Origin of the sequence: Sphaerisporangium sp. NPDC088356, from assembly GCF_040685555.1 — a bacterium.
Lineage (GTDB): Bacteria > Actinomycetota > Actinomycetes > Streptosporangiales > Streptosporangiaceae > Sphaerisporangium.
Map to the genome: position 1 here is coordinate 1 of NZ_JBFBIK010000031.1, position 22,151 is coordinate 22,151.

16 protein-coding genes are annotated in these 22,151 nt (G+C 69.6%); 4 read left to right on the forward strand and 12 right to left on the reverse strand.

Translation table 11 applies throughout. From position 1 onward, the window contains the following. Window positions 1–493: 493 nt before the first annotated feature. Window positions 494–991, reverse strand: coding sequence for a GNAT family N-acetyltransferase (locus AB0O34_RS14335; RefSeq protein WP_363915790.1), 498 nt, complete (start codon window positions 989–991; stop codon window positions 494–496). Continuing rightward, window positions 988–2,358 carry an XRE family transcriptional regulator gene (locus tag AB0O34_RS14340; RefSeq protein WP_363915791.1) on the reverse strand — a complete coding sequence of 457 codons (1,371 nt, stop codon included), beginning with the start codon at window positions 2,356–2,358 and terminating at the stop codon, window positions 988–990. Before AB0O34_RS14340 ends, AB0O34_RS14335 begins: the two co-directional genes overlap by 4 nt. Window positions 2,359–2,872: 514 nt before the next feature. Here AB0O34_RS14340 and AB0O34_RS14345 point away from each other — a divergent pair. The 4 genes from AB0O34_RS14345 (at window position 2,873) to AB0O34_RS14360 (ending at window position 6,562) form a co-directional block, all read left to right on the forward strand. After that, the gene (locus AB0O34_RS14345; protein WP_363915792.1) at window positions 2,873–3,142 is read left to right on the forward strand and encodes a hypothetical protein; all 270 of its coding nucleotides are present in this window, start codon (window positions 2,873–2,875) and stop codon (window positions 3,140–3,142) included. Between the two features lie 440 nt (window positions 3,143–3,582). Continuing rightward, window positions 3,583–4,587: a mechanosensitive ion channel family protein gene (locus AB0O34_RS14350; protein WP_363915793.1), complete on the forward strand. Its 1,005-nt coding sequence runs from the start codon at window positions 3,583–3,585 to the stop codon at window positions 4,585–4,587. Window positions 4,588–4,600: 13 nt separating this feature from the next. Beyond that, window positions 4,601–4,990, forward strand: a complete 390-nt coding sequence (locus AB0O34_RS14355; RefSeq protein ID WP_363915794.1) for a globin — start codon at window positions 4,601–4,603, stop codon at window positions 4,988–4,990. Window positions 4,991–5,020: 30 nt separating this feature from the next. Continuing rightward, entirely contained in the window at window positions 5,021–6,562 is a 1,542-nt protein-coding gene (locus AB0O34_RS14360) for a glycoside hydrolase family 13 protein (RefSeq protein WP_363915795.1), read from the forward strand. 60 nt (window positions 6,563–6,622) lie between these two features. On the opposite strand, the gene ettA is transcribed toward AB0O34_RS14360, so the two are convergent. From ettA to AB0O34_RS14410, 10 genes are all read right to left on the reverse strand, one after another. Continuing rightward, window positions 6,623–8,287, reverse strand: coding sequence for an energy-dependent translational throttle protein EttA (gene ettA / locus AB0O34_RS14365; RefSeq protein WP_363915796.1), 1,665 nt, complete (start codon window positions 8,285–8,287; stop codon window positions 6,623–6,625). Window positions 8,288–8,297: 10 nt separating this feature from the next. Continuing rightward, window positions 8,298–9,560, reverse strand: coding sequence for a GGDEF domain-containing protein (locus AB0O34_RS14370; protein WP_363915797.1), 1,263 nt, complete (start codon window positions 9,558–9,560; stop codon window positions 8,298–8,300). Between the two features lie 825 nt (window positions 9,561–10,385). Further along, the gene (gene ssb / locus AB0O34_RS14375) at window positions 10,386–11,174 is read right to left on the reverse strand and encodes a single-stranded DNA-binding protein (protein ID WP_363915798.1); all 789 of its coding nucleotides are present in this window, start codon (window positions 11,172–11,174) and stop codon (window positions 10,386–10,388) included. A 127-nt stretch (window positions 11,175–11,301) separates the two neighbouring features. Further along, window positions 11,302–12,951 (reverse strand): GTPase, encoded by a 1,650-nt coding sequence (locus tag AB0O34_RS14380; RefSeq protein ID WP_363915799.1) that lies wholly within the window; start codon window positions 12,949–12,951, stop codon window positions 11,302–11,304. Beyond that, complete coding sequence (locus AB0O34_RS14385; RefSeq protein ID WP_363915800.1) at window positions 12,948–15,758, reverse strand: GTPase; 2,811 nt, start codon at window positions 15,756–15,758, stop codon at window positions 12,948–12,950. Before AB0O34_RS14385 ends, AB0O34_RS14380 begins: the two co-directional genes overlap by 4 nt. Next, window positions 15,755–16,990, reverse strand: a complete 1,236-nt coding sequence (gene cobA, locus AB0O34_RS14390) for a uroporphyrinogen-III C-methyltransferase (protein ID WP_363915801.1) — start codon at window positions 16,988–16,990, stop codon at window positions 15,755–15,757. Before cobA ends, AB0O34_RS14385 begins: the two co-directional genes overlap by 4 nt. 55 nt (window positions 16,991–17,045) lie before the next feature. Beyond that, entirely contained in the window at window positions 17,046–18,086 is a 1,041-nt protein-coding gene (speB, locus tag AB0O34_RS14395) for an agmatinase (RefSeq protein ID WP_363915802.1), read from the reverse strand. Between the two features lie 174 nt (window positions 18,087–18,260). Next, a complete protein-coding gene (locus AB0O34_RS14400; RefSeq protein ID WP_363915803.1) occupies window positions 18,261–19,562 on the reverse strand; it encodes a nicotinate-nucleotide--dimethylbenzimidazole phosphoribosyltransferase in 1,302 nt (433 codons plus the stop codon). Between the two features lie 3 nt (window positions 19,563–19,565). Then, window positions 19,566–20,699: a sirohydrochlorin chelatase gene (locus AB0O34_RS14405; protein WP_363915804.1), complete on the reverse strand. Its 1,134-nt coding sequence runs from the start codon at window positions 20,697–20,699 to the stop codon at window positions 19,566–19,568. Window positions 20,700–20,871: 172 nt separating this feature from the next. Further along, window positions 20,872–21,981 carry a GNAT family N-acetyltransferase gene (locus tag AB0O34_RS14410; protein ID WP_363915805.1) on the reverse strand — a complete coding sequence of 370 codons (1,110 nt, stop codon included), beginning with the start codon at window positions 21,979–21,981 and terminating at the stop codon, window positions 20,872–20,874. Between the last annotated feature and the right edge of the window lie 170 nt (window positions 21,982–22,151).

Genomic DNA, 22,151 nt, shown 5'->3' on the forward strand with positions numbered 1-22,151 from the left:
GGCCGGGGCGCGCCGCGCCCTGGGGGGGGGGGGGGGGGGGGGGGGGGGGGGGGGGCGCCCCGCGATCGCCTTCCGCCCCCCCCCGCCGCTCTGATCTCGATGTCGTGCTCCGCGACCACCTCAGGAAAGCGCTCCAACGCCGGGGGAACCAGAGCGCACAGAAGGGCTCCCCCAAAGGTGTACGGCCCCCGGAGACGACGGTGCGCGTCGAAGACGGGAGCCGGCCAGGAGGCAAGGCCCAGCCCGGCGAGGACGTTCCGGCGGTCCTCCGAACGTCCTCCATAAACCCAGAGGTGGTCGGGGCGGACGATCACCCCTTGTGGATGGCACTGGCGGTACCGGTCAGGTGCACCATGCCGGGCTTGCGGACGATGATCTTCTTCATCGCTTTGCCTCCTCAGGTCTTCAGCTACAAAGACCTAATTATTCGGACAAATCGATAATCCGCAAGCATTGAACGCTGATTGCTCCGCATACCAGAGATGCATTTGATCTAACGAAGCAGTTGCGACGACGGTTGGTCGACTAGCTGCTTCTCGCCGTAAACAACGACAAGCCCCCCTCTGTCCTCCCTGCGGACTTCGCGCCAGCCGTACTTGCGGTAGAGCTCAAGAGCGGCGCCCTGAGCCAGGGTCGTGTCACCGCGGAGCCTGCGGTACCCCAGCCTGGTCGCGGCCGCCTCGAGGGCGTCGATCACCACGGTGCCGAACCCGCGCCGCTGGTAGTCCGGATGGACCCGCAAGCGGCACATCTCGGCCGTCTCATCGTCGACGCGCCGCAACCCCCCCATGGCCACGATTTCGGAGCCATCGACCTCGCCGACCAGGAACTCCCCCCGATCGGCGATGTAGATCTGGTTGATGCGCGGGATGTCATCCTCGTAGTAGACCTCGTCACCCTCGGTGATACCGACCTGTGCGAGGCATGTGCGGTGCAGCTCCCAGACGCCTTCCCGATCCGACCAGCGATACCGCCTGAGCAGAAGCGTCATGCATCGCCCTCCGGCGCCGGTGCCGAGGGGGCCGGCGTGGCTAGCATCTCCGTGAACTCCCGCAGACCTGGGATGTCACCGCATTTCGCTCTGATCGCCTGGACGAGAGCGTCGGCGCGGCGCGTGATGATGTCCGTGCGGAAGTCCCCGCCTACCTGCCTCACGGCCTCCTGGCCCATCCGCAGCGCCTCATCGCCGTCTCCCTCCAGCAGCCTGCACTGCGCCTGGTCGAACCGGATGAGCGTCTGGTCGAGCAGGTCGCCTTCGTACTTCTCCAGCGCCTGTTCGAGGATCAGGTCGGCCTCTATGGTCTGACCGAGCCGGGTGAGCGCGTCGCCCTGGTGGAAGTAGAGCTGGCGCTCGGTGTAGCCGAAGACCGTGTCCTCCTGCTGGGCGGGGGTCATCTGGGCGAACGCGGCCCGCGCCCGTGACAGCGCCCTCTTGGCCTGATCGACGACGTCCTTCTTGCCTCCGGAGTTGGCGAGCATGGACAGCGCGCGGGCCTCCACGACCGGGGCCATGGCCTTGGCCGCGCACGGCGTCTGCCCGGCCATGTCGCGGCTCTTCTTGGCGAGGCTCAGGGCCTCGCGGGGGTCGCCGTAGAAAAGGGGCACGAGGGCCTCGCGGGCCGTGACCCAGGCGCGCAGCGCGCGGTCGCCGGTCTCGTCGGCGGCCGTGCGGGAGGTGCGGAAGAACGAGCGGGCCATCCGCTGGTCTCCGAGATCGATCATGATGATGCCGGCCAGGCCGGAGAGCCGGGCGGCGAGCGCGCAGAGACGCTCCTGGAGATCCATCGGCTGGTGGCGCTCCATCGCCTGGCGGACCGTGCTGAACTCCAGGAGCACGTCGCACAGTTGCCGCAGCGGCGGCGTGTTCATGTACTGCCGGCCGAAAGAGGCCGCCGCCTCTTCCCAGTGATCGAGCATGGCCGGCGAGACCGTGGTCGACACCAGGGTTTCGTCCATGCGCCTGCGGATGCCATCGGCGGCACCGAGCACCGACTCGTTCATCAGCACGGTGTTGCCCGCGATCAGTTGCAGCAGCGTCCTTCGTAACACGTTCTCCTCCTCCTCACCCCCGTCCACAGAGGGGTCGCTGGGCGGCTTGATCCACAGCTCGCGCGATTCGGGGGAATTGTCCGGTTTGACCTCTTGCAGGCCGCCCCGCACGACGCCCGGCATCCTGTGGCCATGACCACAGATGCACGGGCCGTCGTAGCCGAGAGCGGGCGGTTCGACCCGGTAGACGGAACAGAGGTAGTGGAGGTACTCGGGACCGGGGCGCTTCAGCCCGCTCTCGTAAGCGCTCAAAAGCGTTTCCCCGATGCCGGGCGCCGGTTTGCCGTCACGCTCGAACAAGGCGCGCACCTGTTCGATGACATCGGCAAGAGCGATGCCATGGGCGAGACGGTGAGATTTGATTCGAGTTGTCCCGAAATGGGGTGTGCACTCTTCAAAAATCTCTTCGGCGATTCGGGGAGTACTACGCCCGACCGCCAGGCCACGCGCCCGGGTTCGCCGAGCTAACTCCGTTTCCTTGTGCTGTCTGCCGGACATACCGGCCCCTCTCTCGCGGCCAGCGGCTCGTCCTGGTCAGGTATCCGACCGGTCCCACCTGCGCCGACGCGGCATCGCGTTCGCGCTACGCTGCGTCTATTGAGAATGATGGACCAGCTAAGACGAGACGTGAATGGAGTATTGAAGCTGCTGGCATAGAATCGTCCCCCGCCGGGGGTGTTCTTTCAACCCACTTGAAATATCCGCTTACCCGGCAGGCCCCTAAGGTTCGTTGACCTGGTCGGCCGAGGTGAGTCAGATTTGGCCAACCAGCCCCGATTCACCGGCATCATCGCCGCCGAATCGGACTAGAGGAAGGCTCGAAGTGGACGACGGCTTCCAACACCTGGAACGACTGGTCGACGAGCTCGACGCTCGGGGGCTGCTCGCCCGGGTGGTGCACACACAGTCAGGACGGGTGTTCGTCCGCGTGATCAACCCGAACGCCACCAGCCTCGCCGAGAACGTCACGTGCCGGCCGCAAGCGACCCCCGCCTACTACTGGTGGTCATGGGGCGAGCGCATGCACCAGGTCGACGATCCGGCGGGAGCGGCGACCAAGGTCGCCCGAGTGCTGGCCGCGGTGAGCCAGTAAGTCACAGGCGGACACGGTGCAGCGCAGTCACCGCGTCCACCTGTGTCCACCGCGGCTCTCCGGAGCCGGCGGGGTGACCGGTGCGGAGCGCTCAGGCCTCGTGGAGACACGACCGCCTGGACGCTGGGCACCCCGCCGGCTCCGCAAGAACGGCCACCGGCCCCGGATCTCGTCCGGGGTTCGGTGGTGATCGGGGACCTCCCCGATCGGAAACGGTGCGGGACACGCTTCCGGGTGCGTGTCCCGTCCCGGGCCGCCCGTCACCGGGGTGTCCGGGTCCGCCCTCCGCGGCCCCGGACCCGGGCACTCCCGTCTTCCCCGGCGTAACGTGACGGCGGCCGGGCCGGTCGGCGAACTCAGTTGGGTCAAGTACCGTTCCGTCTAGGTCAAGTACCGATAATTGTGTTCGCCGACCGACCCGATCCGAAGGGGATCACTGAGTGTTCCTGTCCGTTCTAGATCCCTCGCCCGCGCCGACCCCCACCGGTCTGTCCGATATCGCGGGCCAAGCCGCGGACGCCGTGATGGCCACGTGCGGAGGCGGCGGCGGCAAAGACGACGTGCTCTGCGTGGCACTCTCGAACGTGCTCCCCGCGGGCTGGGCGTCGCCGGTGGCCTGGGTGATCAGCCTGGTCCTCATCGTGGTGGCCGCCCTCATCGTGCGCGCGATCCTGCACCGGCTGATCGGCCGCGTGATCCGGAGGGCCGCCGACGGGGTGATGCCGGAGCGCCTCCGCGTCAAGACCGTCACGATCTTCGACGGCACCTCGGCCGTGCTCAGCGAGCGCCGCCGCCAGCGGGCCGAGACCCTGGGCTCCGTGCTCAGCAGCCTCCTCTCCGTGGTGATCTTCGGTACCGCCGCGCTGATGATCCTCGGCCGCTTCGGCATGGACCTCGCCCCCGTCCTGACCAGCGTCGGCATCCTCGGCGTGGCCGTGGGCTTCGGCGCCCAGGAGCTCGTCAAGGACTTCATCGCCGGCATGTTCATGCTGATGGAGGACCAGTACGGCGTGGGCGACCTGATCGACACGGGAGCGGCCGTCGGCACCGTCGAGGCCGTCACCCTGCGCATCACCCGCCTGCGGGACGCCGACGGCCGTGTCTGGTACGTCCGCAACGGCACCATCACCCGCATCGGCAACGAGTCGCAGGGCTGGTCCCGGGCGCTGGTGGACGTCCCGGTGGCCTACAACGCCGACATCTCCGGCATCCGCGACCTGCTCAAGAAGGTCGCCGAGGAAATCTGGGAAGACCCCGACTTCCGGGATGTCGCGATGGTCGAGGAGCCCCAGGTGTACGGCCTTGAGCAGATCTCCGACAAGGCGATGATCTTCAGGATCACCGTGAAGACCGTCCCCGCGCACCAGGCCGAGGTGGCCAGGGAGCTGCGCCTGCGGGTCAAGTCCGCGCTGGACCACGCAGGCGTCGCCCTCGCCGGGGTCTGAGTAGGCTGGGAACGTGTCCGCTACTCCTCCGGAATCCCTGTCCTTCTACGACGCCGTGGGCGGCTCCGAGGCCTTCGAGCGCCTCGTGCACCGCTTCTACCAAGGCGTCGTGGAAGATCCCCTGCTGCGCCCGCTCTACCCCGAGGAGGATCTCCACGGGGCCGAGGAACGGCTGCGCATGTTCCTCATCCAGTACTGGGGTGGCCCGAACACCTACGGCCAGCAGCGTGGCCACCCCCGGCTGCGCATGCGGCACGCGCCGTTCGTCATCGGCGAGGCCGAGCGCGACGCGTGGCTGAAGCACATGCGTGACGCCGTCGACTCCCTGGAGCTGCCCGAGGAGCTGGAGACCAAGCTCTGGACCTACCTGCTGTACGCGGCCCAAAGCATGGTCAACGCATAAGTCCCCCGATCAGGGGGCAGCCAAGGACATGTGAATAGCTCCCCTTGGTGGCGAGACGCCGTCGTTTACGAAATCTACGTTCGAAGCTTCGCCGACGCCTCGGGAGACGGGGTCGGCGACCTGGAGGGGATCCGTTCCCGCCTGCCCTACCTGGCGGAGCTGGGCGTGGACGCGGTCTGGCTGACCCCCTTCCAACCCTCCCCCATGGCCGACGGCGGGTACGACGTCGCCGACTACCGCGGCGTCGAACCGCTGTTCGGCACGCTCGCCGACTTCGACGCGCTGGTCGCCGACGCCCACTCCCACGGCCTGCGGCTGATCGTCGACATCGTTCCCAACCACAGCTCCTCGGCCCATCCGTGGTTCCAGGCGGCCCTCGCCTCGCCGCCGGGCAGTCCCGAGCGTGACCATTACATCTTCCGGGACGGCGAGGCGCCGCCCAACAATTGGACCTCTGTGTTCAGCGGGCCCGCGTGGAGCCGCCTGCCCGACGGCCAGTGGTACCTCCATCTGTTCGCGCCCGAGCAGCCGGACTTCAACTGGCGCAACCCGGAGGTCCACGAGGAGTTCCTCGACGTCCTGCGGTTCTGGCTCGACCGGGGTGTCGACGGCTTCCGCATCGACGTCGCGATGGGCCTGTACAAGGACGCCGAGCTCGCCGACGTTCCCCCCTCGGGTGAGGGGTTCATGTCCCGGTCGCCGATCTGGAGCCAGCCGGAGGTACACGAGGTCTACCGCGAGTGGCGGAAGGTCCTCGACTCCTACCCCGGGGACCGCGCCGCGGTGGGAGAGGTGTGGACGGACACACCCGAGGACCTCGCCCTGTACGTACGGCCCGACGAGCTGCACCAGAGCTTCAACTTCGCCTGGCTGGAGGCTCCGTGGTCGGCCACGGCCTTCCGTAAGATCATCGAAGACACGCTGGCCGCCGTCACGGCGCCGACGTGGGTGCTCTCGAACCATGACGTGGTCCGCCACGTCACCCGTTACGGCGAAGGGTCCCTGGATCCGGAGGCCGGGCTCGCGCGCGGTCGCGCCGCCCTGCTGACGATGCTCGCGCTGCCCGGGTCGGCATATCTCTACCAAGGAGAGGAACTGGGCCTCCCCGAGGTGAAGGATCTTCCCCCGGAGGCGCGGCAGGACCCGATCTTCAAGCGCTCCAAGGGTGAGCTTCCGGGGCGTGACGGGTGCCGGGTGCCCATCCCCTGGTCCGGCACCGCCGAGCCGTACGGGTTCTCCCCGGAGGGCACGCGTCCCTGGTTGCCCCAGCCCGCGGCGTGGGCCGCGCTGACCGCCGAGCACCAGGCCGGCGACCCCCGCTCCACGCTGTCGTTCTACCGCCGGGCGCTGGCGCTGCGCCGGTCGCTGCGGGCGTCCCTGCCCGGCTCCGTCAGCTGGCTCGACGCTCCCGGCGACGTGCTGGCCTTCTCACGCGGCGAACTGGTCTGCGTGATCAACTGCGGCCAGGAGCCCGTACCGCTGCCGCCGCACGGCGGAATCCTGATCTCCAGCGGTGAGCCGGACGAGGCGTCCCTGGCCCCCGACATGGCCGTCTGGCTGCGGGCCGTCTAGGGGCGGGGCGAACGGATGGGGCGAGCACGGTGACCGTGCCCGCCCCGCCGGTGTTCTCGATCAGTCGCGCGTGAGCTTGCGGTAGGTCACGCGGTGCGGACGTGCCGCGTCGGCGCCCAGCCGCTCGACCTTGTTCTTCTCGTAGTCGGCGAAGTTGCCCTCGAACCAGAACCAGTTCGAGCCGCCCTCCCACGCGAGGATGTGGGTCGCGATGCGGTCGAGGAACCACCGGTCGTGCGAGGTGATCACCGCACAGCCCGGGAACTCCAGCAGGGCGTTCTCCAGGCTGGACAGCGTCTCGGTGTCGAGGTCGTTGGTGGGCTCGTCGAGCAGGAGGACGTTGCCGCCCTGCTTGAGCGTGAGAGCGAGGTTAAGGCGGTTGCGCTCTCCACCTGACAGGACGCCCGCGGGCTTCTGCTGGTCGGGTCCCTTGAAGCCGAAGGCCGCGATGTAGGCCCGGGACGGCATCTCGACATGGCCGACCTTGATGTGGTCGAGCCCGTCGGAGACGACCTGCCAGACGTTCTTCGCCGGGTCGATGTTGCCCCGGCCCTGGTCTACGTACGAGATCTTGACGGTCTCGCCGATCGTGATGTCACCCGTGTCGGGCGTCTCGGCACTCATGATCATGCGGAACAGGGTGGTCTTGCCCACACCGTTCGGACCGATGATGCCGACGATGCCGTTACGGGGCAGGTCGAAGGAGAGATCCTCCATGAGCAGCCGGTCGCCGAACCCCTTGGCGAGGCCCGTGGACCGGATTACCGTGGTGCCGAGACGGGGCCCCGGCGGGATCTGGATCTCCTCGAAGTCGAGCTTGCGGAACTTGTCGGCCTCGGCGGCCATCTCCTCGTAGCGCTGGAGACGCGCCCGGCTCTTGGTCTGGCGGGCCCGGGCGTTGGAGCGCACCCACTCGAGCTCCTCCTCCAGGCGCTTCTTGCGCTTGGCGTCCTTCTGGCCCTCGACCTTGAGACGGGCCGCCTTCTGCTCCAGGTAGGTGGAGTAGTTGCCCTCGTAGGGGTAGCAGCGGCCGCGGTCGAGCTCGAGGATCCACGTCGCCACCCGGTCGAGGAAGTAGCGGTCGTGTGTGACGGCGAGGACGGTGCCGGGATACTTCTCCAGATGCTGCTCCAGCCACTGGACGCTCTCAGCGTCGAGGTGGTTGGTGGGCTCGTCGAGCAGCAGCAGGTCGGGCTGCTCCAGCAGGAGTTTGCACAGCGCCACCCGGCGGCGCTCACCACCCGACAGCGTGGTCACGTCGGCATCCGGCGGGGGGCAGCGGAGGGCGTCCATCGCCTGCTCTAGCTGGCTGTCGACATCCCACCCGTTGCGGTGGTCGAGCGCGTCCTGCAGCTTGCCCATCTCGGCGAGCAGCTCGTCGCTGTAGTCGGTCGCCATGAGCTCGGCGATCTCTTCGAACCGGGCGCGCATGGCGAGGGTCTCGGCGACGCCCTCCTGGACGTTGCCGAGCACGGTCTTGGACTCGTTGAGCGGGGGCTCCTGCTGCAGCATGCCGACCGTGAAGCCGGGCATGAGCCGCGCGTCACCATTGGACGGCTGCTCCAGGCCGGCCATCATCTTGAGAAGCGTTGACTTACCAGTGCCATTGGGGCCCAGCACACCAATCTTGGCTCCGGGCAGGAAATGCAGCGTGACGTCGTCGAGGACGACCTTGTCGCCATGCGCCTTGCGCACGCGCTGCATCGTATAGATGTACTCGGGCATGCTCCTAAGACTAGGGGATAGCGCCGTCGGAGTTGTCCGCTCGCGCGGGGGGCCCGTGCGCCGGGGCGACCGGAAGGCAGATGCGGTCGCGGCCGAGCTCCTTGGCCCGGTAAAGAGCCAGGTCGGCCGCGGCGAGCAACTCGATCAGGTCATCGCCGTGAACGCTCATGATCGCCACTCCGGCGGAGATCGTCACCGTGATCATCGCGTCGTCCACGGGAATGGCCATTCGGCCGACGCGGGACCGCAGCCGCTCGGCGACCCTGCGAGCCTCGGTGACGTCGGCGCGCGGCAGCAGCACCACGAACTCCTCGCCGCCGAACCTGCCCACGACGTCGTAGTCGCGGAGCTGGCTGCGAAGGGCCGTGGCGACGCCCGCGAGGACCTGGTCGCCGACCAGGTGGCCGTAGGTGTCGTTGACCCGCTTGAAGTGGTCGATGTCGACGATCAGGAGGGCGAGGGTGTCGCCCGTGCGACGGGCCCGGACGATCTCGGTGTCGGCCTCCCGCTGCCAGGCGGTGGCGTTGAGCAACCCGGTCTTGGCGTCGGTGCGGGCGGCGGCCTTGAGCTGGGCGTGAAGCAGGCTGCGTTGCAAGAGCACCACCGGAGGAAGCGTCAGCGCCAGCAGGACGGGGCTCAGCCCACAGGCCATGGCCACCAGCACTCCGAGGCACAGCTCGACGACGTCGAGGAGAACCCGCTCGCGGTCCCACAGGACGTCGTGCCAGCGGGTGTCGGGATCGGCCATGTGAAGCGCCACGGCGATCAAGGCGGTGTTGAGCACGGTGAACAGCACCGCGCATCCCACTGCCAGCGCCATCGGGCCGCCCGACCCGAATGACCGCCCCGTCGGATCACGCACGAGGGAGTGGAAGATCACCGAGGCGACACCGGCCGCGAGCCCGATCGCCGCCGCGCTGAACACCCGGCGGTAGACCACGGTCGCCCGGACCCGGATCTGCAGCAGGAACTGCAGGGGCAGGGGCGCCAGCAGGGCATAGACCGGCGGAAGCAGTAGAGCGACCGGGAGCCACCACGCGGACAGCAGGTCGCGGGACACACCGGCCGGCATGCCGAGTCGACGGGTCGCCTCGATGCAGACCGCTCCACAGGCCATCAGCGCCACGAATGTCATGAGCTCTGACCAGCGGAACTCGGTGTGCGCGGCGAGGAACCCCGCCGCGGACAGGGCGAGCCCCACGGTGGCGCACAGATAGACGACCAGGGCGGTGGGCTGTGCCAGCAGCGGCCATCGGTCGGCTAGCGAAAGCATGCCGCCGCGTGGATCGACCGAGATTTCACCGGACGCCGTCATCACATCCCCCAACGAGCGCTTCCATCGGGACTGGTTCGCTGTCTCGACTCTACGTCTCACGATGTGTAACACAATAGTCGCGGAGTGTGCGGCTCGCGATGGGAACCGCTACGTTGTGCACTGCGGCCGTCTCGGTCCGTTGGCCATGAAGTGACCGCTGTCTGTTGAGCGGCCCCCCTGCGGGAAAGGAGCAGCCATGGTGCGAGGCATCATCTGGACCTGATCACGCGCACGAACACCCCAGCCCAAGACGGCCGCGCCTGGCTCGACACAACCCGGATCACCGCAGGGTGGAGCCCTCCGAGAAGGCCACCGCCCAACCCGGCGGCCCGAGCCCTCCCACGAGGCCACCAGCCACCCAGCCCGAGCCCCTTCCACCCCGCTGTGGGTCGAACCCCACGAAGCCGGCACGCCGACCACCCGACGGGGGGTCAAGCCCCGAGGAAGCCGGCACCCCGACGACCCTGCGCAGGTCGAGCCCCTGAAGTCGGCGCGCCGGCCACCCGGCACAGGCATGATCCGTTGAGCTGGGTGCGCCCCTCAACCGGGCCGAGGGCAGGACCGTCGAGGCGGGTCCACCACCCAACCCGGCACAAGGCAGGACCGTTGAGGTGGGTGCGTCGGCCGCGCTTCGGGCGTGGGGCACGGCCGACACGTTCCCACTGGATGGCGCGGCCGACACGTCCCCCTGGATGCGCGCGGCCGCCACATTCCGCTCGATGCGCGCGGCCGCTACGTCCTCCTGGATGCGCGCGGCTGACATGTCGCGCGGGATGAGAGGGCTCAGGCGGCCAGACGCCCGGCGGTCTCGCCATCGGGCCACGACTCCGCGCCAGTCGGATCTTCTGCCGTGTCGCCCCCGCCTTCCGCGTGAGAGAGCAGGGAATCACCGTCTCCAGCTGATCCACTGAGCGAGAGCTCGGACTCGTCCGACTCGGCGAGGGCCAGACCCGCTCCCGGGAACTGGTCTCCGGTGGAGCTGGATGCGGCAGAACCGGCGAGGGCGAACCCTGAGGACCCGCCGACCGGGCCGTCGGCGCCACTGATCGAGCCCACGCCCTCACTGATCGAGCCCACGAGCTCACTCATCGGGCCCACGAGCTCCCAATCTCGGGTGCTGGAGGCGAGCCGCTCCCGCGCCACGTCGTCGAAGGCGGGTGTCGAGGCTCTGCGCTGGGCCTTCTCGAAGCGGCTCACGCCACGCCTCAGATCGTGGCCGACCGATGTGGCCTCGACCTCGGCGAGGAACCGCCGCTCGCCGTCACGCTCGTACGAACGGATGCGCAGCTTGCCGTGGACGACGATCGGCTGCCCGATCTTGATCGACTGGGCCACGTTTTCGGCCAGCACCCGGTAGCACCGGACGGCGTAGAAGGTGGTCTCGCCGTCGTGCCACGACTGGGACGCCTTGTCGAACACGCGTCGCGTCGAGGCGAGCCGCAGCGATGTGACACGGGTGCCGTCATCGAAGTGGTACTGCCGGGGGTCGGCGGCGACGTTGCCGTTCAGCGTGATGTAGATGTCGTTCATCGTGCCTCCCATGGCGGGCCGGCGGACGGTCTCCGCCGACATGGGAGCCAGCTTGTCCGGCCCGCCGCCCACCACGACCGCCGAACGGCGTTCTGTGGACTACCCGCCACACACCACGACCCACCTGTGGACAACCCACGGCCGAGGCCGGGGGTTGCGGGGGCGTGGGTTAGCGGCGGCCTGCGGTCAGAGCGGCGAAGAAGTCGTTGTAGCGCCTGAGCTCCTGCTCCACAGGCTTGATGACCATGTCCTTGGAGACCGCCGAGATGCGCCGGCGCATCTCCCGTTCGAGATGGTCACGCTCCTGGCCGGCGCCCAGCACTACGAAGTTGCGGCTGGCGATGGCCGACAGCAGGCCCAGCCCGAGCACGCTGACCATCATCAGCCCCAGCCACGGCAGCGCCGAGACGTCACCCATCAGGCCGGTAGGCTCGCGGCCGACCTTGAAGACCCCGTACAACAGGATCGCCCCGGCCCAGCCGACCCCGGCGGCGAACAGCACGACCAGGAAGTACTGCCAGATCTTCAGCAGCCACCACCAACCGGGCACCCGGTCGAGTCGCGGGGCGATCTCGGTCAGCTCTCCGGAAAGGACCTGCGGCACCCTGTTCAGCTGGGAGCGCGCGGCGTCGCGGACACCGTTCCGCCAGGCCTCGGGCATGCCGGAGCTCAGACCGTCGGCCAGCGCCTGCACGGCGTTCTCCACCTCGGCGGGCTGGGCGCTGACCGAGGCCGCGGTCACGGCCTTGACCTCGTCACGTATGTTGCCGAGGCGAAGGCTGTTCATGGGGTCGGGCCGCAGCCGTGAGGCCCAGCGGGCGTACGGCCAGCCCACCCAGTCGATGGAGCGCACGCCGTAGACGTTCTCCATCGCCTCCCCCACGGCCGGCACGCCGACCGCGTCGCACAGGGAGTCGGTCAGCCCCTCCTGCCTGGCGAGGTCGACGGTGGGCTGCACGGCCATGGACTCGGGCGCGGGCATGACCTTGGTGAGCTTGCCCATGATGCGGTCGAGATCGGCCTCCAAGCGCTGCACGGCGGCCCGCCGGTTGGAGACGGACTCGGCGAGCACGCTCTTGAGGCTGTTCACGCCCCTGCCCGTGGTCGCCGACGTGGGGACGATGCGCGGGTGCTGCACGCCTTCCCGCTTCAGCAGGTCGGACAGGTCGACCACGCACTCGGCCAGCTCCTCGGGAGCGAGCCGGTCGGCCTGGTTGAGCGCGAACACGGTGATCGCCTCGTGCCCGGCCAGTTCGGCGACGTACTTGCTGTGCGTGGCCGCGTCGGCGTACTTCTGAGGGTCGAGCACCCACACGATCAGGTCGACCACCTGGATCAGGCGGTCGGCCTCGTGGTCGGTGATGGCCCTGATGGAGTCGTGGTCGGGCAGGTCGAGCAGGATCAGGCCGTGGAGCTGGCTCTCTCCCCTGTCCAGGGCGCTGGCGCGGGCGAAGCGGTGCCGCCACTGGATCTGGAGCCAGTCGAGGAGCGGCCCGGCGCCGTCCAGACCCCACACGCACGCGTGGGTACGCGCGGTCGTCGGCCGGCGCACGCCCGTCGGAGACAGCTCCAGCCCGGAGATGCGGTTGAACAGTGAGGACTTGCCGCTGCCCGTGCCGCCGGCGAGGGCGACCACGGTGTGGTCGCCGGAGAGCTTGAGACGGTCGCCCGCGCGGAGCAGCAGCTGCCCGGCCTCGGCGATCAACGCGGGATCGACCCTGCCGGGGCCGAGCTCCACGATCCTCGCGAGGGCCGAGAGCCGGTGGCCCAAGTCGCTGCGCGTATCCATCGTCCCGGCACGAACGCCGCTGACACTCATCGGGCGACCTCAAGGTTGTACGTTGCCTGGTAAAGCCGCTTGGCGGCGGCCTCGTCGGGGATCCCCGCCTCGTCGAGCACCTGGACGTATCGCAGCGTCTCCTCGTCGAAGAGCACGCTGATGCGGGCTCGCAGGTCGCTGCGGGCCCTGGTGCCGATGGCGCGCAGCGACTCGGCGCCGAGCACCCCTCGCAGCAGGCGCTCGGGCAGGGTGCCGGTGCCGGAGGACGCGGCGACGTCGGAGCTTCCGTAGCCGAGCAGGCCGATCATGAAGACCAGCGAGAGCGACTCCTCGTCGAAGGCGACCAGCTTGGCGACCGATCGCTTGGCCACGCCGCCCGAGTGGATCAGCGCCACGACATGCTCCTGCCAGGCCCCGATCGTACGGCCCACCCGGCGCACGAACTCGTCCGACGGACACCCGAGGCCGGGAGCGGCGGCAAGGCGGTCGCCGACGCCGTCGCGCTGACGCCACCGGACGACGACCTCCTCGGCGGCCCGCTGACCCGCGGAGACGATCACGGATTCGAGCCCGGAGCGGAGCGCGGTTTTGAACGCGCGCAGCCGCGCGGGGGCCTGCTGGCTGGTCTTGGTGCCCATCCGGCCGGGACGGCGCAGGTGGAGGGTCTTCATCAGGTCGCCGGAGCCCGCGAAGTCCTGCCAGCGGGCGAGGACCTCACCGCGCAGCAGCGATCCGTCGGTCGTCGCCTCGTCGATCTCCGCCAGCGCGCCCATATAAGCGGCGTCCACGTCGGTACGGAGCTCTGCCCGGAAGGCGACCTGGGCCTCCAGGTGCCGTGCCAGCGCGGGGACGCGGCTGCGGAAGCTGTTCAGGACGCCGTCGAGGGTCACCTGGACCGCCTGCGAGCGGCGCTGGTCGTCGACCGACAACTCCGTCAGCCACATGCGCAGCTCGGCGACCTCCTCCTCGGGAAGGCGCCCCGCGGTCACCGTCGACTCGTTGATGACGAACCGCTCGACGTCGCCGAGGCCGTACTCCTGGAGCATCCGGGAGAAGTGTTTGTCGATCACCTCGCGGGACCTCACCGGCACGCGCGAGAGCACGATGGCCAGGCGGGCGCCGCGTTCTTTGGCCAGGCGTAGCAGGTTCCACGCGGGCGCGTCGGCGTAGCGTGTCGCGGTGGTGACGAAGACCCACAGGTCGGCGGCGTCGAGCATGCGGTGGGCGACCTCATGGTGGGTCTCCACCACCGAGTCGATGTCCGGAGTGTCGAGCAGGGCCACACCCTGGGGAAGCCGCTCGGTCGAGGCGAGGACGAGGGTGTCGAGGGACCCGTCGGGAGTCGGCCGGTCGACACGGATCATGCCGCCGAGCACGTCGCCCTTGGCGAACCAGTCGCGGTCGTCGGGGTGGCAGGCCAGTACGGGGGTGCCTGTGGTGGGCCGGCGCACTCCCGTGGCGCTGACCTTCGCGGCGGCGAGGGTGTTGACCAGGGTCGACTTGCCCGCCCCCGTGGAACCGACGACGGCGATCAGAGCCGGCGCGGTGCTCATGTGCACGCGCGGGATCACGTAGTCCTCGATCTGGGCGAGGATCTCGACCTGGGCCTTGCGCGCCTCCTCGACCCCGGGCACGTCGAGGCCGAGCCGCAGCCCGGTGACGCTGTCCTTCAGGCCCGAGAGCGCGGCCGTCAGCTGCCGCGAGACGGGCTTGGGCAGCGGAACCTCTCGTACGTGCTCCGACGTCTGGAAGCCCTCTTCGCCCTCTTCACCGTCATCGGAATCGAGGGAATCGCTGGATCCGTCCGCGTCGGCCGCCTGCTCGGACCCTGCCGGCTCCCACCCACCCCGCGACCCCGGGTCACCGGGGCTCGACTGCGGCTCACCATTGGCACTCTGGGGCTGCGTCTCCTTGAACGGATCGAACGAAACGCCTTCGGGCTCCGGTAGGACGTCCTCACGGTCCACGGGGACGTCCTGCGGAACCGGCGAGACGTCCTCAGGACCGGCGGATACGTCCTCCGGGTCCACCGAGACGTCCTCAGGACCGGCGGAGACGTCCTCCGGGGCAGCGGAGACGTCCTCCTGCACGGGTAAGACGTCCGGTGGGTCGGCGGAAACGGTCTCCGGCGTGGACCAGACGTCCCGTGTCTTGGTAGGAACATCCTCTGGCGGCGAGGAAACGAGGTTCTCCTTGGCAGAGGGGGTGTCCTGCGCTGATGAGACGTCCTGTGTCTCGGTGGAGACGTCCTGTGTGGGCGGGAAGTCCTCGGCCTTGGTAGAGGCGGCCTCGGTGGAGACGGCCTCGGTTGCGGCCCAGATGTCCTCGCGTGTGGAGGAGGCGTTTCCCGCGTCGGAAGAGACGTCGGCCGCTTCCTCGGTTGTGGACGAGTGCTGATGAGCTTCGGTCTCGGGTGACGCCGCGCCGTACGCGCCTGCGTCACCGGTCGCGACCTCAGTGGTCTGAGCCTTGATCGGAGCGAAAGCATTGAACCCGGGCCGGTCAGGGGCGGCGTCAGTCGTACCGGTGTCGCCGGTCGCCACCTCGGCGGCCTGAGCCTTGACCGGGGCGAACACGTCGAACCCAGCCGCTCCGCTATTCGTGGCGCCGTCACCACCTGTCGCGTCGCCGGAACTCGTCGCGTCGTCGTCGGCCGCGGTGTCGGTGTGGCCTGTCGCAGGATCGCCGGCATGGCGGAGGTCGTCGTCGCCGGCGTTGATCGCCTGGAACGACATCGTCTGCTCCTCCGGGGTCTCGGGGACGCTGTCCTTCCCCTCGATCACCGCGTCACCCGACTGCTCGGTGTGCTCATCGGCGCACTCCGTCTTCTTCGCAGTCGACTTCACGGAACCCGCTCCGCTCGAACCATCTCGATCTCCTGGCCGACCCTGACGACGTCACCGACGACCACGATCGCCGGCGGCCGCGTCCCAGCGGCGATCACGCGCTCCGCCACCGTGGAGAGGCTGGCATAAAGAGCTCGCTGGGTCGGAAGAGTACCGTCCTGTACCACCATCACGGGGGTTTCCGGCGAACGTCCGTCTCGTATGAGCGTGTCAGCGATCATGGCTATTCGTTCAACAGCCATCAGAAGTACCAGGGTTCCCGGTGATCTCGCCAGTCCCGCCCAGTCAACAGTTGATTTCGGATCATCCGGCGCCACGTGAACGGAGATGACGTGGAACTCCTGGCTCACTCCGCGGTGGGTCACCGGCACCCCGGCGGCGGCGGGCACGGCGACCGCGCTGGTGACCCCGGGCACCACCACGACGGGGATGCCGGCCCGCGCGCACGCGAGCATCTCCTCGCCGCCCCGGCCGAAGACGAAGGGGTCGCCGCCCTTGAGCCGCACGACGAACTTGCCCTGCCTGGCGTGCTCGATCAGCAGCTCGTTGATCTTCTCCTGCGCGAGGTAACGGCCGTAAGGGATCTTGGCGGCGTCGATCAGCTCGACGTCGGGCGCGAGCTCGTCCAGCAGGGCGCGGGGCGCGAGGCGGTCGGCCACGACCACGTCGGCCTGGGCCAGGAGCTGGCGCCCGCGCACGGTGATCAGGCCGGGGTCACCCGGGCCGCCGCCGACCAGCGCGACGCCGACCGGCTTGGTGCGGTTACGGCGGGCGTCGACCGTGCCGTCGCGCAGGGCGCCCACCACGGCGTCGCGGATGCCGGCCGCGCGGCGCGGGTCGCCACCCGCGGTGACGGCCACGCTGATCTCGTCGACCCGCCCGCTGGCGGGAGTCCAGGCGGCGGAGGCGTCGCGGTCGTCGGCGCGTACGCACCAGATGCGTTTGGCCTCGGCCTCGGCGGCGATGGCCGCGTTGACGGATCGGCTGTCGGTGCACGCCTGGACCAGCCATGAACCGTCGCAGTCACCGACCTGGTAGGACCGGCGTTCCCACGTGATCAGGCCGTCGGCGATGAGATCGTCAAGAGCCGGGGTCACGCTCGGGGAAACGAGGGTGACCGACGCACCCGCGTCCAGCAGGGTGGGGACCCTGCGCTGGGCGACACGGCCGCCGCCGACGACGAGCACGCGCCTGCCGTTGAGCCGAAGACCGAGCAGGTAGGGCGACGACATGGGACGGTGTTCCCTTTCCCGGGAAGAGGCAAAACCCGTTGTCCGTGAGGTAAACCTACAGGCCCTCCGCCGTTGGAGGCGCAGTCAGCCTTCCTTCCAGAAGGGGCTTGCGGGGATCCCAGGGCTCGCCCCCCGCCTCCACCTCGCGCTTGCGCGCGATCGCCGACAGTGCCTCGAGGATCACGCGGTTCCCGAGGTAGGCGGTGATCTCCGCGTGGTCGTACGGCGGGGCGACCTCGACCACTTCCAGGCCGACCACCGGCAGCTCGTAACAGATGCGCCGGACCGAGTCCAGAAGCTCCCGCGCGGACAGGCCACCGGGCTCGGGGGTGCCCGTGCCGGGCGCGTGGGCGGGGTCGCACACGTCGATGTCCACGGAGAGGAACACGCCGTCGCACTCGTCGGTGGCGATGGCGAACGCCTCTGTCAGGCATTCGGTGAGACCGCGCTCGACGATCTCGGTCATCTCGTACGAGCGCATGTTCTGCTGGGCCATCCAGCCGAGGATCTTCGGACCCGGCCAGTAGCCACGCAGGCCGATCTGCAGGAACCTGTCCCCGCGGATCGCCTCCGACTCGATGAGCCGCCGCATCGGCTGGCCGTGCCCGTACAGGTGGCCGAACTCGATGTCGCCGGTGTCGGCGTGGGCGTCGAAGTGGATCATGGACACCCGTCCGAACCCGTGGTGGCGGGCTACGCCGCGGGCGTCGGGCAGCGCGACGGTGTGGTCCCCGCCGAGGACGAGCGGGATCGCCCCGGACGCGGAGATCGTGTAGACGGCCTCCTCGATGTTCCTGATCGAGCCTTCGATGTCGCCCGAGTAGCACTCCACGTCACCGGCGTCCAGGACCTTGAGATCCCGCAGGGCGTCCACGCGCAGGGCCATGCTCGGCCGGGAACCGTCGTGGGGCAGGTAGCAGGCCTGCCGCAGAGCCATCGGGCCGAAGCGCGCGCCGGGCCGGTTGCTGGTGCCCCCGTCGAAGGGCGCTCCGACGATCACGACGTCCGCTCCCGCGAAGGTGTCCGGATCGCTCAGGTCGCAGCGTTCCACACCGAGGAAGGTGATGTCGGGTCCGAACATCGGGCCGTAGCGCATCAGGGTCCAATCATGCTCTGTAGCAGAATGTCACCATTTAACCGCATTCACACAAAATGGAACGCGTACGAGGTCATCGCACTACACGGCCTGGTTTCAGGCTCGATGTCCGGGAGCACCGCGTTCGAGGTGTTCGATGCTCCCCGGACGACTCTCTCGCCGCAGGGACGGGCGCTAAACGGCGTCGAGGCCGGCTTGGGCGTCCTTGTCGGTGACGCCCGCGGAGTCGAAGGTGGCCACGTCGTGCATGACCCGTACGGCCGCGCTCACCAGCGGATACGCGAGCAGTGCCCCCGTGCCCTCGCCGAGCCGGAGCTCCAGATCGACCAGGGGACGGAGGCCGAGGTGGTCGAGTGCGATGGCGTGCCCGGGCTCGGCCGAGCGGTGCCCCGCCACGCAGTAGTCGACGGCGTCGGGTGCCAGCGCGGCGGCGGCCAGCGCGGCCGATCCGGCGATGACCCCGTCGAGGATGACCGGCACGCCCGCCGCGGCGGCGCCGAGGACGAACCCGGCGATCGCGGCGTGCTCCAGCCCGCCCACCGCCGCCAGCCTGCGCAGAGCGTCATCCACGGCGGCCGACCCGTGCGCGACCCGCTCAGCGGCATCCGCCATGCCGAACGCCGGACCCTGCCCGGCCGGACCCGCGCCGTCCACCGTCTCGGACGCCGAACCATGACCGGAGGCACCCGCGCCGTCCACCGTCTCGGACGGCGAACCATGACCGGAGGGACCGGCGCCGTCCACCGTCTCGGACGGCGAGGCGGCACGGCCGGGTGGGAGGGTGGAGATGCCGTTGACCTCAAGGCCGCGGCGGACGATCTCGATCTTGCGGCTGAGGGTCGCGGTGTCGGCGCCGGTGCCCCTGCCGGTGGTCTCCGCCGCGTCGGCGCCGGTGAAGGCGCAGATGAGGGCGGCGGACGCGGTGGTGTTCGCGATGCCCATGTCACCGGTGATCAGGCAGGCGGCCCCCGCTCCGATCAGGTCGCGGGCCACGGATATGCCGGCTTCGATCGCCGCCACGGCCTGGGCGGGGGTCATGGCCGGGCCACGCGACAGGTCGGCCGTGCCGAACGCGACCTTGCGGGAGACCAGGCCCGGCGCCTCGGGCAGGCCGGAGGCGACGCCGACGTCGACCACGGTCACCGACGTGCCGACCTGCGCGGCGAAGGCGTTGGCCACGGCCCCGCCCGCGAGGAAGTTAGTCACCATCTGGGTGGTGACCTCCTGCGGCCAGGGGCTGACCCCCTGGGCGTGCACGCCGTGGTCGGCGGCGAAGATGGCCAGCGCTGCGGGCGTCGGAAGCGGCGGCGGGCAGGCACCCGCGACGCCGGCGAGCCGCACCGCGACCTCCTCCAGCACGCCGAGCGCGCCACGCGGCTTGGTCAGCCGATCTTGGTGTGCCCGCGCGTCGGCCATGGCCTGCCGGTCGGCCGGCCGGATCGCCGCCAAGGTCTGCCGGAGGATCTCCACGCTCATCGGTCAGACCAGCCCGTCGACCATCGCGGCCTCGTCGCGGGGGAGCATTCGCACGGCGGGCTTGCCCACGCGGATGACATCCTGACCGCCTTCCTCCAGGGAATCGACGCGGGTGACGCCGTCATCCAGGGGCTCGACACCGTCCAGAGACAACTGCACGCCCACCTTCTCCAGAAGCTCGTCCCCAGCCTGGCCTGAAACCAGCGGCTCCGCAATGCCCAGGACGCGTTCCTCGGCGTCCTCCAGCGGCCACAGGTCGGCGGTGCCGAGGATCTCGTCCTCGGCGTCCGCGACCGGCTCGGCACAGCCGGGGCCGGGCGCGGAGAGGTCGGTCGCCTCCAGCACCTCTTCGTACCGCTCGATGATCAGGTCGGCGAGGCCCTCGCAGTCGCCGATCACCTCCGCGCAGCGCACGTCGAGGTCGATGTGCCCGGCGGCGTAGGCGAGGGCCTCGGCCCAGATGCGTTCGAGCACTCCCCCGGCGAACAGCAGGTAAGGGAGCACGACGACCCGCTTGGCGCCCAGGCGGCGGCAGCGCTCGATGCCCTGGGCGACGCTCGGCGGGGCGTCCGCGACGTAGGCCGTCTCGACGGTCAGCAACTCGGGGGCGTGCGTCTCCCAGAACAGCCGCGAGACCCGGTGCACCTCGGCGTTGGCCCCGGTGTCGGCCGATCCGTGGCCGACCAGGACGACGGCGGTCTCGGCGGGCGACACCGGCTCCCACGGCGCGTCGCCGTGGTCGTCGGTCATGGAGACCGCCGCGAGGCGGGGCATCTCGGCGAGCGCGTCGGCGAGGCGCTCGGCCATCAGCGCGAGCACCTGCGGCGAGGCACCGAGGGCCGGGCCGTGGTCGCAGGTGAGGGTCGGATGGACCACGCGCGCCCTCGCGATCGCGGCGGGGATGTCCTCGCTTTCGCCGAGCGCGAGGGGAATCGCCACCAGGCGGTGGTGGCCCCGTGCGACCAGCGAGGCGACGGAATCGCTCAGCGACGGGCGTCCCTTGGCGACGAACCCACCTGACACATCCGCCACTAACTGGTCGAGTCGGCACCGCAGCCGGTGGACGAAACGGCCGAACTCTGCTGCACCGGTGTCATCGTGGGCGCCGTGCCCTATGAGAAGGAGCGGCGGCTTCATGTGGATCTCCGATACTTTGACCTGCGGATATGTTGGTCGGGCCGAGAGGATATCCGAATCTGTCAATCCATGGACATCGCTTTGCGGAGCATTTGGTCAAGACAAGACCGACCGTTCATCATGATCTGGGCCGGCCGGTCGCCCTGCGAGGCGTGTGGCCGCCGGCCTTACCTCAGGCCGTCTCGCCCTTGAGCAAACTGAACAGCACGGCGTCGGAGATCCCCCCGGACACGGGCAGGGCCCGCCGGAGCACCCCCTCCTCGACGAACCCGGCCTTACGCGCGACGCCCTGGCTCGCGACGTTGCCCACGGCGGCGAGCAGGGTGACGCGGTGGAAGCCCCGCATCATGAGGAAGGTGGTGACCGCGCGCGTCGCCTCCCAGGCGAAACCCTGGCGCCGCGCCCACGGCGAGATCCAGTAGCCGACCTCGACGTCCCCGCGCTCCCAGTCGGCCCGCTGCACGCCGGCCGATCCGGCGAGGCGGCCTCCCGCCTTGGGCTCGATGGCGAACTGCACGCCGTTCACGGAGTCGGCGTGGGCGAACCTGGTGCACCAGTCGTAGGCGCGCTGGAGGTCGTACCCCTCGGCCCAGGGCATCCAGCGATTCATCTCGGGGTCACGGTCGACGGCGGCGAAGACGTCCCTCGCGTCGGTGCCGGTGAAGGGGCGCAGGATGAGGCGCTCGCTCTCCAGCCGGACGCCGGTGCCGAAGCCGCGGCCGTTCATCGTGGGCGGCCCCATGACGATGTCGCGGGATAGCAGCCCGAAGACCACCAGGTCGTGCGGCCCGTCGTCCTCGAAGCCCGCGCCGCGCAGCACGCCCTCGCGGGTGAAACCGGCCTTCTCTGCGACCCGGAGGGAGGCGGCGTTGTCGAGGTTGGCGCGCAGCTCGATGCGTCGCAGGCCGCCCTTGGTGAGCATCCACTCGGTCAGGCCGCTGACGGCTTCGGGGGCGTAGCCACGGCCCCGGTGCGCGGGGTGGACGCCGTACCCGATCTCGGCGGTGGCGGCCCCCCATACGGTCTTGAACAGGCTGACGGCGCCGACGATCGCCCCTTCGGCGACCATCGCGAGGTGGATGCCCTGCCCGGATCGCCACAACTCGTGCACGCCGTACGACAGCCACTGGGCCACGCCGGACACGTGCCCCGGCACGCCGGGCGGGAGGAAACGCGCCCCGGACTCGATGATCGCACGGACCCGGTCGGCGTCGCGGGGGCCGAAGGGCCGTATGATCAGCCGCCTCGTCGTGATCGTCAAGTGCTGATCGAAACCGGTCAATTCCATCCCCCTTGTACGGACATATCAGCTCACCGCACATTGGGGGTTGTCCGCAACTTGAAGGGCCCTTGGTGGAGGGACAAGGTCGGCCGACCCCCAAGGACCCGATTTTCTCACGTCACACGCGTCACAGATGACAGCTCACCACCCGGCCGCGACGCCGGTCTCGC

Excerpts from the sequence above, each read along its gene's own strand:
- AB0O34_RS14380 (WP_363915799.1), bottom strand. The coding sequence starts at position 12,951 with ATGAGTGTCAGCGGCGTTCGTGCCGGGACGATGGATACGCGCAGCGAC.
- ettA (WP_363915796.1), bottom strand. The coding sequence starts at position 8,287 with ATGCCCGAGTACATCTATACGATGCAGCGCGTGCGCAAGGCGCATGGC.
- ssb (WP_363915798.1), bottom strand. The coding sequence starts at position 11,174 with ATGTCGGCGGAGACCGTCCGCCGGCCCGCCATGGGAGGCACGATGAAC.
- AB0O34_RS14370 (WP_363915797.1), bottom strand. The coding sequence starts at position 9,560 with ATGCTTTCGCTAGCCGACCGATGGCCGCTGCTGGCACAGCCCACCGCC.
- AB0O34_RS14400 (WP_363915803.1), bottom strand. The coding sequence starts at position 19,562 with ATGAGCGTGGAGATCCTCCGGCAGACCTTGGCGGCGATCCGGCCGGCC.
- cobA (WP_363915801.1), bottom strand. The coding sequence starts at position 16,990 with ATGTCGTCGCCCTACCTGCTCGGTCTTCGGCTCAACGGCAGGCGCGTG.
- AB0O34_RS14335 (WP_363915790.1), bottom strand. The coding sequence starts at position 991 with ATGACGCTTCTGCTCAGGCGGTATCGCTGGTCGGATCGGGAAGGCGTC.
- AB0O34_RS14405 (WP_363915804.1), bottom strand. The coding sequence starts at position 20,699 with ATGAAGCCGCCGCTCCTTCTCATAGGGCACGGCGCCCACGATGACACC.
- speB (WP_363915802.1), bottom strand. The coding sequence starts at position 18,086 with ATGCGCTACGGCCCGATGTTCGGACCCGACATCACCTTCCTCGGTGTG.